Source organism: Gordonia sp. DT101 (assembly GCF_049844895.1).
GTDB lineage: Bacteria > Actinomycetota > Actinomycetes > Mycobacteriales > Mycobacteriaceae > Gordonia.
In genome coordinates, this window is sequence record NZ_JBNCLX010000002.1 from 567,600 (window position 1) to 582,988 (window position 15,389).

Consider the following 15,389-nt stretch of genomic DNA (forward strand, 5'->3'; position numbering starts at 1 on the left):
CACCCTTCGCGTTCCGGCTCACGGATCGCCGGGTGGCCAGAAAGGGAAGGGGCGGCCAGAGATGGAAGGTGCGACCGGCAGCGGGAGGGTGTGCGCGTCGGCGATACTGAACCCATGTCGATGGCAACGGATGCGATCACCCCCGATCCGGCGAACTTTCGTGTCCACGTGGTCGCCGAGTCGATCCGGTTGTTCTCCGAGCAGGGCTACGAATCGACGACGGTGGAGCAGATCGCCGTGGCCGCCGGCATCTCGAGGCGCACCTTCTTCCGGCAGTTCGGCGCCAAGGAAGATGTCATCTTCGCCGACCACGAAGCGCTCCTGGCGCAGGTCGCCGCACATCTCGAGGCCGCCGACGGCGATCCGTGGGTGGTGGTGTGCTCGGCCGCCGAACAGGTGTTCGCGCACTTCCGGGACACTCGAGAGCTGGCCGTACGACGGTTCCGGGTGGTGCAGGAGGTGCCCGCACTCCGCGACCGCGAACTGGTCACGACCTATCGATATCAACGGCTCTTCGAAGATTTCCTGCGTGCCCGGTTGCGGGGGGAGTCGCCGGTGCGTGTGGTCGCGTACGCCGCGGCGATCACCGGCGCGCACAACTTTCTCCTGCGATCCATGATCCGCGGCGACGCCGACGCCACGATGGAACGGTTGCGCGCCGAACTCGGACGGGTGCGCGCAAGCTTCGCCGCGTCCGCGCCGGCGGAGGAATCCGGATCAGCTGAGGCAGGGGCTGGGGCAGGGGCGGGGGCCGGGGCAGGGGCAGGGGCCGTGGTGTCGGTGGTCACCTACCCGTCCGGGACGTCGCCGGCCGAGATTGCCCGGCAGGTCGGCGAACAACTGCGTGCGCAGCAGCCACATCGCGGACAATGAACGAGAGTGCGGTGAACGTGGTTGGCACTGAGTGCCGCAGTGCGTTAGCCTGGACACATCTGATGGCACGCAGTGTCATCGTCATGCACAAGTGCACAGACTCGTAAGGGAGTGATCATGGGATTCGGTAACCCGGAATTCAACGTCTTCGAATTGCCCGAGGAGCACGTGGCGCTGCGCGAGGCGATCCGTGCCTTGTCCGAGAAGGAGATCGAACCGCACGCCGCGGACGTCGATGAGAACTCGCGGTTCCCGCAGGAGGCCCTCGACGCACTCGTCGCGTCCGGGTTCAACGCGATCCATGTGCCAGAGGAGTACGACGGTCAGGGTGCCGACTCCGTCGCCGCCTGCATCGTCATCGAAGAGGTCGCGCGCGTGTGTGCGTCGTCGTCGCTGATCCCGGCCGTCAACAAGCTCGGCACCATGGGGCTGATCCTCAACGGCTCCGACGAACTGAAGAAGCAGGTGCTGCCGTCCATCGCGTCCGGTGAGGCGATGGCGTCCTATGCGCTCTCCGAGCGTGAGGCCGGCTCCGATGCGGGATCCATGAAGACCCGCGCCCGCAAGGACGGCAGCAGCTGGGTGCTCAACGGCTCCAAGTGCTGGATCACCAACGGTGGCAAGTCGAGCTGGTACACGGTGATGGCCGTGACCGACCCGGAAAAGGGCGCCAGCGGCATCTCGTCGTTCATGGTGCACAAGGACGATCCCGGCTTCACCGTCGGACCGCTGGAGAAGAAGCTGGGCATCAAGGGTTCGCCGACCGCGGAACTCTACTTCGAGGATTGCACCATTCCCGAGGACCGCATCGTCGGCGATGAGGGCACCGGCTTCAAGACCGCGCTGCAGACCCTCGACCACACCCGCCCGACCATCGGCGCGCAGGCCGTCGGCATCGCGCAGGGTGCGCTCGACAAGGCCATCGAATACGTGAAGGACCGCAAGCAGTTCGGTCAGTCGATCAGCAAGTTCCAGGGCGTCGAGTTCATGATCGCCGACATGGCGATGAAGGTCGAGGCGGCCCGTCTGATGGTCTACACGTCGGCCGCTCGCGCCGAGCGTGGTGAGAAGAACCTCGGGTTCATCTCCGCGGCGTCCAAGTGCTTCGCCTCCGATGTCGCGATGGAGGTCACCACCGACGCCGTGCAGCTCTTCGGCGGCGCAGGCTACACCCGCGACTTCCCCGTCGAGCGGATGATGCGCGACGCCAAGATCACCCAGATCTACGAGGGCACCAACCAGATCCAGCGCGTCGTCATGAGTCGCGCGCTGCTGCGCTGATCCTTCCAGACACCGGAAACCTCACCTGTCGCCACAGACCGCCGGCACGCGGAAGGTCCCTGGCGCCAGGTGAGGTTTCTTTGTCTCGTCACGAAGCCTTCGACACCGACAGCATCGTCGTGAGTCGTGCGATCAGGCGCGCACGCTGATCGACATCGTCCCAGCCCCAATGGATCACGCGGTTGCCGATCTCGACGAGCGCATCGGTGCGTCCCTTCTCGTAGCGCAGACGGTCGTCGCCGTCTGCGCCCGAGTACTTCGACTTCCCGTCGCTCTCGCCGACGACCCGATGCCGGGGCCAGTAGAAGTCCACCCGCGCGACCCAATTGCCCCACGCGTCGTAGAGGTCCACCTGGAGTTCGGGTGCGGGTAGTCCGGCGTCGAGGATTTCGATGCGACTGCGCGATTCCAGAACCGATTCGGCCACGCCGTCGAGTTCACCGATGACCCGTCTGGCACGGGCCGCACCGGTCATTCCGGTGATCAGGTCGAGTTCGTTCGCCAGGTCGTCCGGGCTGCACAACTCGTCATGCAGCGCCGCATCTCCGAGTGCGATCGCAGGAATCCGTGGCGAATGGCGGGCGATGTCGACGACGACCCGTGCGGGTGCGAGCACCGGAACGCCGTCGACCATGACCGTGGCGGCGGGACGCCGATCCGACACCACACGCAGGACGCCGGTCGATCTCGACCGCGACTTGGTGCCGCTCTGGACCATGGCGACGCGGTTGGTGTCGAGGCCCCACACCGGGAGCCCGAGCACCGCGGCCGCAGACGCGTCGGCGAGCGCACGGCCGGGCGTCGCCGTGCCGCGGGCCCGTGCCAGTGCGAGCTCGCGATGCTGTTGCTCGGGGGTACCGTCGAGCAACTCTGCGGGGATGACCACCCCGGCCGCGAGCGCAGTCAATACGCCGGTCCGGACCGCCGCCCGGAGCTCGTGGTCGGCATAGCCGGCGGAGATCAGTTCAGCGCGGGTGGCCGCGCCCTGCAGCGATGCGAAACCGTCCATGCGATATCAGACGCACCGGACCGGCCGCCGGTTGCATCAGCGGCGCACGCGACGCAGAGACCGCACTTCTCGCAAACGACCTTTCGCGCGCCAAAGGTCTGTCGCGAGAGGTGCGGTTCCTGGTAGCGGTCAGGCGTAGGCCGGACGGAAGTCGAGACGAACGTGCGCCTTCGCGGCCGCGTCGCGGAAGTCCTTCATGGCGCGCGGCATGTGGAAACCGTTGGTCACGATCAGTGCGCCCGAGGCGCCCATCGCCTTGAGCATGCCAACCGTGTTGCTCGCGTTCTGGACCGTGCTGGTGGACGCACCCTCGTTGACCATCTGCCAGATCGGCACACCACGCTTCAGCAGGCCCACGTTCATGAACTGCGCCTCCGACACCGGTAGCCACCAGGTGTTTCCCCCGGAGACGACCATGCGATTGAACGGGTGCGACCGGGCAAGTCCGGCCGCGACATTCATCCGCTGCTCCAAGATCCCGGGCGTCTGTCCGAAGGTCCCCATCTTGGCGCCGAGCACGACGATGTAGCGCGTCGGCGGGCTCTGCCAGAGGAACAGGCTGTTCGGCGACAGCAGGTCGGAACTACCGGGACCCGGCGCGGCCTGCGCGGGCGCGGCGACCGTGAGGCCCAGTGCGGCGACGAGTGATACGAGAATGGCGGTGACCCTGACACGCATGTGCACGAGTGTACGGACATCGCCGGAAGTCGCATCCGTACGACACAGCCGACGTCCAGCGAATAGCGCCCTGACCTCAGGTCAGGGCGATGTATTTCACCGACAGGTACTCCTCGATGCCCTCACTGCCGCCCTCGCGCCCGATGCCCGATTGCTTGACGCCGCCGAACGGCGCGGCGGGATCGGAGATCACGCCCCTGTTGACGCCCACCATGCCGGAATCGAGAGCTTCCGCGACACGCATGCAGCGATCGAGGTCGCGGCTGTAGAAATACGAGGCGAGTCCGTATTCGGTGGAATTGGCGGCCTTCACAGCGTCGGACTCGGACTCGAAGGTGCTGATCACGGCCACCGGACCGAAGATCTCGCCCCGTGTCACCGGGGCATACGCGTCGACCTGATCGAGCACCGTCGCCGGATAGAAGAATCCCTTGCCCTCGGGCACCTTGCCGCCCAACCGGACTCGTGCGCCGTCGCCGATGGCGCCGTCGACGGCCTCGGCGACCTTGTCCCGCTGTTTGGCGCTGACCAGCGGCCCGAGCGTGATTCCGGAGTCGTAGCCGGGGCCGAGGCGCGCCGCCGACATCTTCTCGGTCAGCTTGGCGGTGAACTCCTCGGCAACACCTGCCTGCACCAGGAACCGGTTGGCCGCGGTGCAGGCCTCCCCGCCGTTGCGCATCTTCGCGGCGAACGCCCCCTCGACTGCGGCGTCGATGTCGGCGTCGTCGAACACCAGGAACGGTGCGTTGCCGCCCAGCTCCATCGACGTGCGCTGCACGCGTTCGGCTGCCTGCCCCAACAGGTTGCGGCCGACGGGGGTGGAGCCGGTGAAACTGATCTTGCGGATCCGATCATCGGTGATGATCGCCGTCGACAGATCGCCCGAGCTGCTCGTCGGCAGCACCGACAACACGCCGCCGGGCAGCCCGGCCTCGGCGAACACCTCGGCGAGGGCCAGCATCGTGAGCGGTGTCTCGTGTGCCGGCTTCACCAGCATGACGTTCCCGGCGGCCAGAGCGGGCGCGATCTTGCGGGTGCCCATCGCGAGCGGGAAGTTCCACGGGGTGATCGCCAGGCACGGACCCACCGGCGCGTGCGAGACGAGGATGCGCCCGTTGCCCGCGGGTGACCGCGTGAACCGGCCGTCGATGCGCACCGCCTCCTCGGCGAACCACCGCAGGAACTCTGTGCCGTACTTGGTTTCCGCGGCACTGTCGGGCAGCGCCCGGCCGAGCTCCAGCGTCATCAGCAGCGCCAGGTCGTCGGCGCGATCGGTGAGCAGCTCGAATGCCCGACGGAGGATCTCACCACGCTCGCGCGGCGCGGTGGCCGCCCAGTCGTCGGCCGCCGCCACCGCCTTGTCGAGTGCCAGGCGTGCATCCTCGACCGTCGCGTCGGCGACCGAGACCAGCTCCTCCTCGGTAGCGGGGTCGTAGACGGCGAATGTGCCGCCCGCCGACGACGGCACCGACGCTCCGCCGATCCAGAGTCCGGTCGGGACGCCGTCGAGAACGGCCTGTGGGTCCATCACGTCATTGTTGCTCATTCGATCTCATATCCTTGTCAGTTGCTTGCGGGCAGGTGTGCGGCGCGGATCAGTCATCGCCGTGACAGGCGCCCGACCCGGGCGAGGGTTCCACATCGAGTGCCGGGTTCCGGTCGAAGAAGCCGAATGGCTTGAGCCAGAACGACACCGTGTCGGCCGGCATCACCGGCCAGTCCTCCGGACGGGTGATGTGATGGATGCCGAAGGTGTACCAGAGCACGACGTCGGTGTCGAGAATCGGACGATCGGCCTTGGTCCATTCACCGAGTCCGGTGTCGTGATCCGACTGATTCACGAACTCGCCTGCCGGCCAACGCTCATCGGGATGATTCGGGGTCACCCACAGCGTGTGGCCGATCACCGTGGCGCGCCGGAAGATGGGTGACGCCGGATCGAACATGGCCGGGAGCGCGCCGGTGGGCACCAGCTTGTAGGCGGGATGGTGCCCGAGCGTCGTGGTGACGTTGGTGTTGGCGATCTTCCACGCCCGCTGCGTCGCGAAGTTCATGTTCTGCATGCCCTCCGATTCGGTTCGCAACGCGATGTTCTGCTGGATCAGCGACAACCCGAGCGGGTTCCCGGGGCCCATCGGCTCGGCGACGGTCTCCGACGAGAACACCGTGTTGTCGGTGCCGTCGATGTCGAGATCGAGCCGGGCGACCAGGAAATGCTGGTGAAACGGTGCGTAGGTGCGGTTGTCGACGGTGGTGCCGTGCGGGTTCGACGTCACCCCCGGTGGCATCGGGGTGGTGACCATGATGCCGGTGGCCCGCACCTCGCATTCGATGTTGCCGTCCTGATAGAACCGCCAGTAGATAAGGTACTCGTAATTCGCCACGGTGACATGGGAACTCACCGTGAGGCGCCGCATCCGCCGGACCTCGGCGCCGGCGTCGTGGTCGACGTGTTTCCAGAGGACTGCGTTGTCCTCCTCGTGGATGCAGATGGCGTTGGTGATGGTGAACGGCTCGCCGGTGCTGTCGTGCAGCACGGCGTCGAGGTAGCGGATCTCGCCGAGGCAGTCGCAGCCCAGCTCGAGCGAGGTGGTCATGAAGCCGAGGCCCCACTCGCCGATGTCGAATGCGGTGCGGCGGTAGTGGTCCTCGCAATGGTCGCGGTAGGGGACCATCATCTCGGCGAACGAGAGTCGATGTGCAACACTGCGTTCCCGGCCGGCGTCGTGATAGCTGACGGTGTGCAGCGTCATGCCCTCGCGATAGTTGAAACCGACCCGCAACGACCAGTTCTGCCACGTCAGCCGGTTGCCCTCGAGGGTGAAGGACGGACCCTCGGGCTGGGTGATCTCGAGCGGCTTCAGAGGTGGACGTCGGGACTCGTCGCGGACGCGCTGCGGGATGTGTCGGGGCACGTACTCGCCCATCACCTCGGCCTGCTCGAATCCGCCGCTGTCCTCGATGCGCAACAGCTCCATGGTGTTCACGTCGATCACACAATGCAGTCCCGCAACGGGGTTGGCGTACGGATTCGCGCCGTCGGCATCCTTGACCCAGGTGTCCGACCAGCCGAGCCGGCGCCCCTCGAACTCCGTGGGGATCACTGCGCCGCCGTAGGTCCAGGTGTCCATGAAGACCTTGTCGAGGTCGGTGATGCCGCGGCGTGCGAGTGCCGCCTGCACATCGGGATGCGCGCGCAGGACGCGATCGCATTCCTCGAATTCGTCGACGGTGAAGTTCGCCTGGACGCCCGGCAGGTGGTCGAAGGAGTCGACGGTTCCGGGTGCGTCGGAATCCGCGCCGAGGGTGACGAATGACTTGTAGGTGGCGTTCTGACCGGAGTCCAGGCAGATGACGACGGCCCGGCGCGCCGGCACGGTGCCGTCGGCCGCGTACGCCGCGAGCTCGGGCTTCGTCGGTTCGGCGAGCTCGATCGAGGCGATCCGCCAGCCGTCGCCCACGCCGTACTCACGCGCGAGAAGGGCGGTGACGGCCCGGAACTCGTCGGCGTCGAGCGGATCGAGAGGATGCCCGAAATCGGTTGCCTGAGCTGCCGTGTCCGTCATGGGCGGTCTCCTTGCTCGTCGCGTGCTGTCTGTCGGATACGTGTGCTGTCCGGCGGTGCCGTGCAGTTCAGTCGGCGGCGAGTGCCTCGGCGATGATGTCGAGTCCCTCGCCGAGTAGTTCGTCGTCGATGGCCAGTGGCGGAAGCAGCCGGAGGATGTTGCCGAAGGTGCCGCAGGTGAGCACGATGACGCCGCGTGAGAGGGCATGTGCGGCCGCGGCTTTGGCCAGTTCCGGATCGGGTTCGGTGGTGCCGGGGCGGACCAGTTCGATGGCGACCATGCCACCCCGGCCGCGGATGTCGCCGATCACGTCGCGTCCTTCTCCGGCCAGGGACGCCGCGGTCGCCGACAGTGACGACAGGATGAGTTCACCGATCTGCCGGGCGCGTGCCGGCAGATCGAGCGTGGTCATCTGGTCGATCGCCGCGAGTGCGGCGGTGCACGCCACCGGGTTGCCGCCGTACGTGCCCCCGAGCCCGCCGGGGTGGACCGCGTCCATCAGTTCGGCGCGTCCGGTGACTGCCGAGAGCGGCATCCCGCCCGCGACTCCCTTCGCCATTGTGACCAGGTCGGGGATCACCCCTTCGTGGTCGCAGGCGAACCAGTCGCCGGTGCGGCAGAAACCGCTCTGCACCTCGTCGGCGATGAACACCACCCCGTTGGCACGGCACCATTGGGCCAGCGTGGGCAGGAATCCCGGTGCGGGAACGATGAATCCGCCCTCACCCTGGATGGGCTCGACGATCACCGCGGCCAGACTGTCGGCACTGATCTGCTTGTCCATCATGGTGATCGCCCGATTCGCGGCGGCCACGCCGTCGGCGCCGAGGGGGTCCCGGTAGGGGTAGCTCATCGGCATCCGGTAGACCTCGGGGGCGAACGGACCGAAATTGTGCTTGTACGGCATCGTCTTCGCGGTCAAGGCCATCGTGAGGTTGGTGCGACCGTGGTAGGCGTGATCGAACGCGACCACCGCATCGCGACCGGTGGCCAGTCGCGCGATCTTGACGGCGTTCTCCACCGCCTCGGCGCCCGAGTTGAACAGCACGGTGCGCTTCTCGTGATCACCCGGGGTGAGTTCATTGAGTTTCTCCGCCACCGCGACGTAACCCTCGTACGGCGTGACCATGAAGCAGGTGTGGGTGAACCGATGAGCCTGCGCGGCAACGGCGTCGGCCACCGCCGGGTTGCTGGCACCCACTGTGGTCACCGCGATGCCGGACCCGAGGTCGATGAGTGAGTTGCCGTCGACGTCGATGATCACGCCACCGTCGGCGTCGACCGCGTACACCGGGGCGGCCGATCCCACGGCGGGCGCCACCGCGGCTCGCCTGCGGACGGTCAGCGCACTCGACCGCGGGCCGGGCAGTTCGGTCACCAGATGTCGCTTCTGCGGCAGCCGATGGGCCATGGTGGTCATCGCATTCACCTCACTCGACGTTGCTCATCACGTGCTTGACCCGGGTGTAGTCCTCGATACCGTAGAGCGACAGGTCTTTTCCATGGCCGGAATGTTTGAAACCGCCGTGCGGCATCTCGGCGACCAGCGGTATGTGGCAGTTGACCCACACGCATCCGAAGTCGAGGGCGGCAGACATCCGCATGGCCGTCCCGTGGTCGGTGGTCCAGACGCTCGCCGCCAGGCCGTAGGCCACCTCATTGGACATCTCGACCGCCTGCTCCTCGTCGGAGAACGGCTGAACCGTGATCACCGGTCCGAAGGTCTCCTCCTGCACCAGCTTGTCGTCCTGCCGAACGCCGGTGATGATCGTCGGCTCGACGAAGAACCCCTTGTCGCCCTTACGCTTTCCTCCGGTGGCGACCGTCGCGTGCGGCGGGATCCCATCCAGGATGGCGGTGACCTTGGCGAAGTGGTCGATGTTGTTGAGGGGTGGGACGGTGGCCTTCTCCGCCTCCTCGACGAGCAGGTCGACGACCTTGTCGTGGATGGACTCGTGCACCAGGACGCGGGTGACCGCCGTGCAGTCCTGGCCTGCGTTGAAGAACGCGGCCGCCGCGAGCGGTTCGATGATCTTGTCGAGATCGGCGTCGGCGAACACCACCGCCGGGGCCTTGCCGCCGAGTTCGAGGTGTGCGGTCTTCAGCTGCTGCGCGGCCGACACCGCGACGGCGATCCCGGCCCGCACCGAGCCGGTGATGGACACCATCCTCGGGGTGGGATGACCCACCACGGCCGCCCCGGTCTCGCCGTTGCCCAGCACCACGTTGAGCACGCCCGGCGGCAGGATGCCCCGACTGATCTCGGCCAGCGCGAGGGTGGACTCGGGCGTGGTGTCCGACGGCTTGAGTACCACGGTGTTGCCGGCCGCGATGGCGGGCGCGATCTTCCAGATGGCCATCATGAGCGGGTAGTTCCACGGCGTCACCTGGCCGATCACGCCGACCGGCTCCCGTCGGACGAACGAGGTGTGGCCGGACATGTACTCGCCCGCGGACTTGCCCTCGAGCGTGCGTGCGGCACCCGCGAAGAACCGCACCTGGTCGGCCCCCACGGTGACCTCCTCGTCGGCGATCTGCTCCTCGGGCTGGCCGGTGTTGCGGGCCTGGGCGGCGACGAGCTTGTCCGACCCGGCCTCGATCGCATCGGCGAGCTTCAACAGCGCCTTTTGGCGCTCGGACGGGGTGGTGGTGCTCCAGCCGACGAAGGCCGCGGTGGCCGCCGCCATCGCGGTGTCCACGTCGGCGGCGGTGGAGACCGGAGACACGGCGACGACGGATTCGTCGACCGGATTGATGATGTCGATGGTCTCGGTGGAGGCTGACGGCACGAACTCGCCGTTGATGTAGTTCTGCAGCACGGACATGGGTCCAGTGTTCGCCTCCACGCGGGCTGACGTGGCCTGACATTCTGTACAGGCCCGGGCGGAGTTCGCTCCATGATGTCCATTCGTCGCTAGGGTGATCTGTGTGACGACCGTCCGGTGGCTGCTTGCGCAGCGCAGGCTCCAGTTGGCGCTGCGTGGCGGGGCCGACGGGCTGGGGCGCTCGCTCGACTGTGCGGTGTCGTCGGAGCTCGCCGACGCCGGTGAGTGGTTGTCGGGCGGGGAGGTGCTGCTGACCACCGGGCTGCGGCTCGGCGACGAGGTGGCCGGGCGCCGTGCGTATCTGGCGGGTCTGGACCAGGTGGGTGTCGCGGCGGTCGGTCTCGGTGTCGGCTTCGGGTTCGCCGAGGTGCCCCGGGACATGACGGAGACCGCGGACGAGCTGGGTCTGCCATTATTCGAGGTGCCGCTGCCGATCCCGTTCTCCGCGGTGACCCGGGCCGTGCTCGATCAGATCGCCGCACAACGGTCGGCCCGGCTGGTCACGGCCACCAAGGCGCAGCCGCGGATGACCCGGGCCGCCGCGTCCGGCGGTTCCACGGCGCTGGTCCGCGAGCTCGCCGAGGCCATCGACCAGCACGTGGTACTCCTCGACACCGGCCACTCCGTGGTGGCGACGGCACCGCGCACCATCCCGTCTGCCGACCTCAATCGGATTCGCGATCTGGTGGTGCGCGATCCCGCGTCCGCGGGTGCCGTGTGGATGACCGACGACGCGACGATCACGGTGGCCCGGGTGGGATCGGGTGGTCGGACCTACGGACATCTCGGGGTCGTCGGGACGTCGGCCCTCGACGATGTCGCCCGCATGCTGGTCGGCCACGCCACCTCGCTGCTCGCCATCGAACATGCCAAACCGCGTCAGGTGACACGCGACATCGTGGACCTGCACGACGACGCGCTCGCCCTCGCGGTCGACGGCTCTCCCGCGGGACCGGGACTGCACCGGATCCTCGGGCGCGCAGCGGACCGGGCCGGTCGGGTCCGCGCGGCGGTCTTCACTTTCGCCGACCCCGAGGCCGCCACGCAGGGGCATCGTCGACTCGTCGACGAACTCGATCATCGATGGCGACCGGTGTTCGTCCATCGGGACGACGTCGAGGTGATCGCCCTGTTGCGCGGCGACGATCACGTGGAGTTCGCCGTCGGCCTGCTGGCCATGATGAATCGCAGCGCACCGGTGTCGGGCGGGATCGGTCCGGCGGCCGAGCTGGGCGAGGTGGGCGAATCGGTGCGGCAGGCGCGACTGGCGTGCCGGTCGGCGGCCGTCGGGCAGCTCGTCGACCTGTGCGGCAGCCGGTCACTGCTGACGATGAATCCGGTGCGGCAGGCGCTGGCCGACGCATCCGCACAACGCCTTTCGCCGGTGATGGCGCACGACGCCCAGCACGGCACGGATCTGCGCGCGAGCCTGCTGGCATTCCTGGAGGCGAACGGCAACTGGGGCGTGGCCGCCGCGGCGCAGGGGGTACACCGCCACACACTGCGTCACCGGATCGAGCGGATCGAGGACATGCTGGAGGTGGATCTGTCCGATGCGCGGACCCGGGCAGAGCTGCTGTTGATGCTGCTGGGGGCGGACGCATGAGGCGCGCCGCGGCAGTCGTTCTGGCGCTGGTGGTATCGGTTCTCGGGGGTTGCGCGACGGCCACCGACGAGCCGCAGCCGTCCACCTCCATGTCCGCTGCCGACAGCTCGCCGGTGTCTGCGCCCCGGCAGGTCAACCTCGGCGACAGCTACAGCGCTGCCGCGGGAGTGCAACCGCTGGTGGAGGATTCACCCGTGCTGTGCCTGCGGTCGTCGCGCAACTTCGCGCACCTGCTGGCGGCTGCGCGCGGTTACCGGCTGGACGACGTCAGCTGTAGCGGCGCCGACACCGCGGACTTCTTCACGGACCAATATGCCGGTGTACCCGCCCAATTGGATGCCCTCACCGGCACTCCCGACGTGGTGACGGTGATGATCGGCGGCAACGACAGCGCGGTGTACACCACCGCGATCCGCGCGTGCTCCGACGTGGCGGCGACCGATCCGAGTGGGTCGCCCTGTCGCGCAGCGCACGGCCCGGAGTACATCGACATCGTCCGGGAGCGCACGTACCCGTCGCTGGTGAGGGCATTCGAGGCAGTGCGGGCGAAGGCGCCGGACGCGCAGGTGCTGGCGGTCGGCTACCCGTGGATCCTGCCGGCGCAGACGGGCTGCTATCCGACGATGCGTGTGGCATCCGGCGACGTCCCGTATCTCCGTGAACTGCAAGCAGTTCTGAACCGGTCGGTGCAGAGGGCCGCCGAGCAGGCGGGCGCTACCTATGTCAACATGTCCGGAGTGTCGGAGGGGCACGACGCCTGCGAACCGGTGGGTACGCGGTGGATCGAGCCGCAGACCGGCGCAACCGGCGCCGCCCCGGCTCATCCGAACGAGCTGGGGCAGCAGGCGATCGCCGATCAGCTGGCCGCGGCCCTGCGGTAGACGGCGTGGGTCGTCACCTTCGTCACTATGGATGCGGCGTCAGCAGGGTCTCGGATCAATAGTTGTCACGACGGTCCGCCGGTGCCGCATCCATATCGGCTGCCACTTGTCCACAGTCGCAGAACAATCCACAGATCACCCATCCGGCCTGGCGCTGCCGAATTCTGTGCGCCTTTCTGCGCCACGATGACTCCATGGACCTGAGTGATCTCCACATTCCGTACGGAGTCGCATCCTGGGCGCAGCTACGAGGCCTCGATGTCACCCAGAGCCGGCTCCGACGGGCGTGCGCGGACGGCGATCTCAGGTTGTTGCGGCGCGGCTGGTATGCGACTCGGTCGGCGAACACGTCGGTGGCGGCGGCGGTGGCCACCGGTGGTGTGGTCAGTTGTGTGTCGGCGCTGAAAATCCACGGGGTCTGGATTCCTCCCGGGCCCAGCAAGATGCACATTCGCGGTCGTGAGGCGGCACATCGATCCGGTAAGCATCGCTACTGCAAGCAGTACGCGCCCCCGGAGCGGGAGGTCGATGCCGTCGACGAGATCCGGATCGCACTCCGGCATGCCCTCAAATGCCTGGACGAGGAGGGCATCGTCGTCGTCTGCGACTCGATCCTCCATCAGGACCTGCTGGAAAGGTCCGACCTCGACGCGGTGTTCATCGGCGCTCCTCGCCGCATTCGTCGCCTCCTCGACCGGTGCGACGCGAATGCCGAATCGGGTACCGAGACGATGGTCCGATTTCGCCTGCGCGCCCTCGGCATGAGAGTGCGGGTGCAGCAACGGATCATCGGCGTGGGTCGGGTGGATCTGTTGGTCGGCGACCGTCTCATCATCGAGATCGACAGTGTGGAGTACCACGATCGGTCACCGGAACAGATCGAGAAGGATCGTCGGCGGGACGAGGAGGCGGCCCGCCTCGGCTACGTCACCCTGCGGTTCAGTTACCAACGGGTGGTGCATGAGTGGGAACAGGCGGAGGCAACGGTGCTCGACCTGGTTCGCCGGCGTGAGCACGTGAAGAAGCTGGCCGGGGGAGTATCGCGACATGAATACGGCGTCAGCGGGGTCTCGGATCAATAATTGTCACGAGCACCCGCTGACACCGCATCCATATCGCTGTCCGGCCGGCCGGGGTCCGGCCGGCAGGACCCCGGCCGGACCGGCCGCCCACTCAGTGTGCGAGCTCCGCCGGCGCCCGACGCGGCAGCAGCCGGACCACGGGCAGGCAGATCGCGGCCGCGACGAGGACGATCACGAGGCTGATCTCCATCGCATGGACCTCACTGCCGGTGGCCAGCTGGAAGAACACCGTTGTCACTGTCGCGGAGCCGATTCCGGTGGCCAGCTGTTGGATCGCCGACATCGAACCGCTGGCACTGCCGGCCTCGTCGGCGTCGATGTCGCCGAGTGCGATGTCGAAGATCGTGCCGTAGCACGCGCCCATCCCGAGGCCGATCACGAAGATCGGCGGGGCCATCATCCAGAGACCGAGATCGGTGCCGGACGCGGCGACGAGGGCGAGCAGCCAGCCGACCCCGACGACGATCCCGCCCAGACCGAGCACGACGAGGGTCCGCCCGAGCCGGGTCATCAATCCGCCCATGGTCGCGCCGGCGGCGACGATGATGCCGAGGGTCAGCGGCAGCAGGCCGAGCGATGCTTCGCGGGCCGATGCCCCGATGCCCAGTTGCATGAACAGCGACAACACGTAGACGAGTCCGCTGGTGGCGGCGAACACGAGAAGTCCCATCACCAGGCCCGACGTGAAGCCGCGGTTCTTGAAGAGGCTGGGTCGCAACAACGGGTCGGCGGTGTGGGCCTGCCGGTACGCGAACAATGCTGCGGCGCAGGCGCCGACGATCAGGGACGCGATGGGGACCGGGCCCCAGCCGGCCGTCGAACCCTCGATGAGACCGAACATCAGCCCGAACATCGCGACCGCCAGGATGCCCGAACCCCACCCGTCGATCACGGTGTCGCGGTCGCCGTCGTCGCGGGGTAGCAGGCGAACGGCGAGGGCGAGTCCGACGACGCCGAGCACGACGTTGACCAGAAAGATCGGACGCCACGACAACCCCGCGATGTCCCAGTCGATGACAAAGCCGGCGAGGACGGGCCCGCCCACCGAGGCGATGCCGAGCAGCGGTCCGAACAGCCCGAAGGCCTTGGCGAGCATCTCGCGCGAGAAGGTCCTGGTCATGATGGCTATGCCTTGCGGCAGCATCAACGCGCCGAAGGCGCCCTGGGCCACCCGCGCGACCACGAGGAGCAAGGCGTCGGGGGAGAGGCCACACACCGCCGACGCGATGGTGAACCCGGCCATGCCGACCAGGAACACCCGGCGTTGCCCGAATTTGTCGCCGAGGCGCCCGCCGACCACGAGCAGCACTCCCATTGCCAGCGCGTAACTGGCGCCGAGCCACTTGATGAGGCCCTCGCCCGCGCCGAGTTCGTCGGCGATCGTCGGCGCCGCGATGTTGGTCACCGTCGAATCGATCATGTCCAACGCGTCGGCCAGGAGCACCAGGCCAAGGATTGCCCACATCAGCAGGGTGGACGGCCCGGATCTGGCCGGGGATGTGTCGTATGTCGTCGTCATGGCGGACCTCCATCTCGTAGTCAGTATGAAAGTAGAATAACTCTACAAATGGACTTACTGCAAGAATGT

At 67.5% G+C, this 15,389-nt stretch carries 12 protein-coding genes; 5 read left to right on the plus strand and 7 right to left on the minus strand.

Going from position 1 to position 15,389, the window contains the following annotated elements; translation table 11 throughout:
• The first annotated feature begins 114 nt into the window (after positions 1–114).
• On the plus strand, positions 115–873 hold the full coding sequence (locus tag ACLQ3I_RS09200; protein WP_425801394.1) for a TetR family transcriptional regulator: 759 nt from the start codon (positions 115–117) through the stop codon (positions 871–873).
• A 117-nt stretch (positions 874–990) separates the two neighbouring features.
• Positions 991–2,154, plus strand: coding sequence for an acyl-CoA dehydrogenase (locus tag ACLQ3I_RS09205; RefSeq protein WP_425792590.1), 1,164 nt, complete (start codon positions 991–993; stop codon positions 2,152–2,154).
• A gap of 88 nt (positions 2,155–2,242) precedes the next feature.
• Here ACLQ3I_RS09205 and ACLQ3I_RS09210 read toward each other — a convergent pair whose 3' ends face one another.
• The 6 genes from ACLQ3I_RS09210 to ACLQ3I_RS09235 all read right to left on the minus strand — a co-directional run bounded on the left by ACLQ3I_RS09210 (position 2,243) and on the right by ACLQ3I_RS09235 (position 10,232).
• On the minus strand, positions 2,243–3,163 hold the full coding sequence (locus tag ACLQ3I_RS09210; RefSeq protein WP_425801396.1) for a type IV toxin-antitoxin system AbiEi family antitoxin: 921 nt from the start codon (positions 3,161–3,163) through the stop codon (positions 2,243–2,245).
• A gap of 129 nt (positions 3,164–3,292) precedes the next feature.
• Positions 3,293–3,841, minus strand: coding sequence for a YdcF family protein (locus ACLQ3I_RS09215; RefSeq protein ID WP_425792592.1), 549 nt, complete (start codon positions 3,839–3,841; stop codon positions 3,293–3,295).
• A 76-nt stretch (positions 3,842–3,917) separates the two neighbouring features.
• Complete coding sequence (locus tag ACLQ3I_RS09220; RefSeq protein WP_425801398.1) at positions 3,918–5,387, minus strand: NAD-dependent succinate-semialdehyde dehydrogenase; 1,470 nt, start codon at positions 5,385–5,387, stop codon at positions 3,918–3,920.
• Between the two features lie 49 nt (positions 5,388–5,436).
• Entirely contained in the window at positions 5,437–7,407 is a 1,971-nt protein-coding gene (locus tag ACLQ3I_RS09225) for a primary-amine oxidase (RefSeq protein ID WP_425801401.1), read from the minus strand.
• Between the two features lie 67 nt (positions 7,408–7,474).
• Positions 7,475–8,827: a 4-aminobutyrate--2-oxoglutarate transaminase gene (gene gabT / locus ACLQ3I_RS09230; protein ID WP_425792595.1), complete on the minus strand. Its 1,353-nt coding sequence runs from the start codon at positions 8,825–8,827 to the stop codon at positions 7,475–7,477.
• Positions 8,828–8,837: 10 nt separating this feature from the next.
• Positions 8,838–10,232: an aminobutyraldehyde dehydrogenase gene (locus tag ACLQ3I_RS09235; RefSeq protein ID WP_425801404.1), complete on the minus strand. Its 1,395-nt coding sequence runs from the start codon at positions 10,230–10,232 to the stop codon at positions 8,838–8,840.
• A 103-nt stretch (positions 10,233–10,335) separates the two neighbouring features.
• Here ACLQ3I_RS09235 and ACLQ3I_RS09240 point away from each other — a divergent pair, with 103 nt between their 5' ends.
• From ACLQ3I_RS09240 to ACLQ3I_RS09250, 3 genes are all read left to right on the plus strand, one after another.
• On the plus strand, positions 10,336–11,838 hold the full coding sequence (locus ACLQ3I_RS09240; RefSeq protein WP_425801406.1) for a PucR family transcriptional regulator ligand-binding domain-containing protein: 1,503 nt from the start codon (positions 10,336–10,338) through the stop codon (positions 11,836–11,838).
• Positions 11,835–12,719: an SGNH/GDSL hydrolase family protein gene (locus ACLQ3I_RS09245; RefSeq protein WP_425801409.1), complete on the plus strand. Its 885-nt coding sequence runs from the start codon at positions 11,835–11,837 to the stop codon at positions 12,717–12,719. The genes ACLQ3I_RS09240 and ACLQ3I_RS09245 overlap by 4 nt, the downstream gene beginning before the upstream one ends.
• A gap of 194 nt (positions 12,720–12,913) precedes the next feature.
• Entirely contained in the window at positions 12,914–13,801 is an 888-nt protein-coding gene (locus ACLQ3I_RS09250) for a DUF559 domain-containing protein (protein WP_425801411.1), read from the plus strand.
• Between the two features lie 91 nt (positions 13,802–13,892).
• Here ACLQ3I_RS09250 and ACLQ3I_RS09255 read toward each other — a convergent pair whose 3' ends face one another.
• Positions 13,893–15,320 carry an MFS transporter gene (locus tag ACLQ3I_RS09255; RefSeq protein WP_425801413.1) on the minus strand — a complete coding sequence of 476 codons (1,428 nt, stop codon included), beginning with the start codon at positions 15,318–15,320 and terminating at the stop codon, positions 13,893–13,895.
• Positions 15,321–15,389: the final 69 nt, after the last annotated feature.

Bases quoted from the DNA above. Each gene is read 5' to 3' on its own strand.
- ACLQ3I_RS09205 (WP_425792590.1), top strand. From the start codon at position 991: ATGGGATTCGGTAACCCGGAATTCAACGTCTTCGAATTGCCCGAGGAG.
- ACLQ3I_RS09215 (WP_425792592.1), bottom strand. From the start codon at position 3,841: ATGCGTGTCAGGGTCACCGCCATTCTCGTATCACTCGTCGCCGCACTG.
- gabT (WP_425792595.1), bottom strand. From the start codon at position 8,827: ATGACCACCATGGCCCATCGGCTGCCGCAGAAGCGACATCTGGTGACC.
- ACLQ3I_RS09225 (WP_425801401.1), bottom strand. From the start codon at position 7,407: ATGACGGACACGGCAGCTCAGGCAACCGATTTCGGGCATCCTCTCGAT.
- ACLQ3I_RS09245 (WP_425801409.1), top strand. From the start codon at position 11,835: ATGAGGCGCGCCGCGGCAGTCGTTCTGGCGCTGGTGGTATCGGTTCTC.
- ACLQ3I_RS09210 (WP_425801396.1), bottom strand. From the start codon at position 3,163: ATGGACGGTTTCGCATCGCTGCAGGGCGCGGCCACCCGCGCTGAACTG.
- ACLQ3I_RS09255 (WP_425801413.1), bottom strand. From the start codon at position 15,320: ATGACGACGACATACGACACATCCCCGGCCAGATCCGGGCCGTCCACC.
- ACLQ3I_RS09200 (WP_425801394.1), top strand. From the start codon at position 115: ATGTCGATGGCAACGGATGCGATCACCCCCGATCCGGCGAACTTTCGT.
- ACLQ3I_RS09220 (WP_425801398.1), bottom strand. From the start codon at position 5,387: ATGAGCAACAATGACGTGATGGACCCACAGGCCGTTCTCGACGGCGTC.
- ACLQ3I_RS09250 (WP_425801411.1), top strand. From the start codon at position 12,914: ATGGACCTGAGTGATCTCCACATTCCGTACGGAGTCGCATCCTGGGCG.
- ACLQ3I_RS09235 (WP_425801404.1), bottom strand. From the start codon at position 10,232: ATGTCCGTGCTGCAGAACTACATCAACGGCGAGTTCGTGCCGTCAGCC.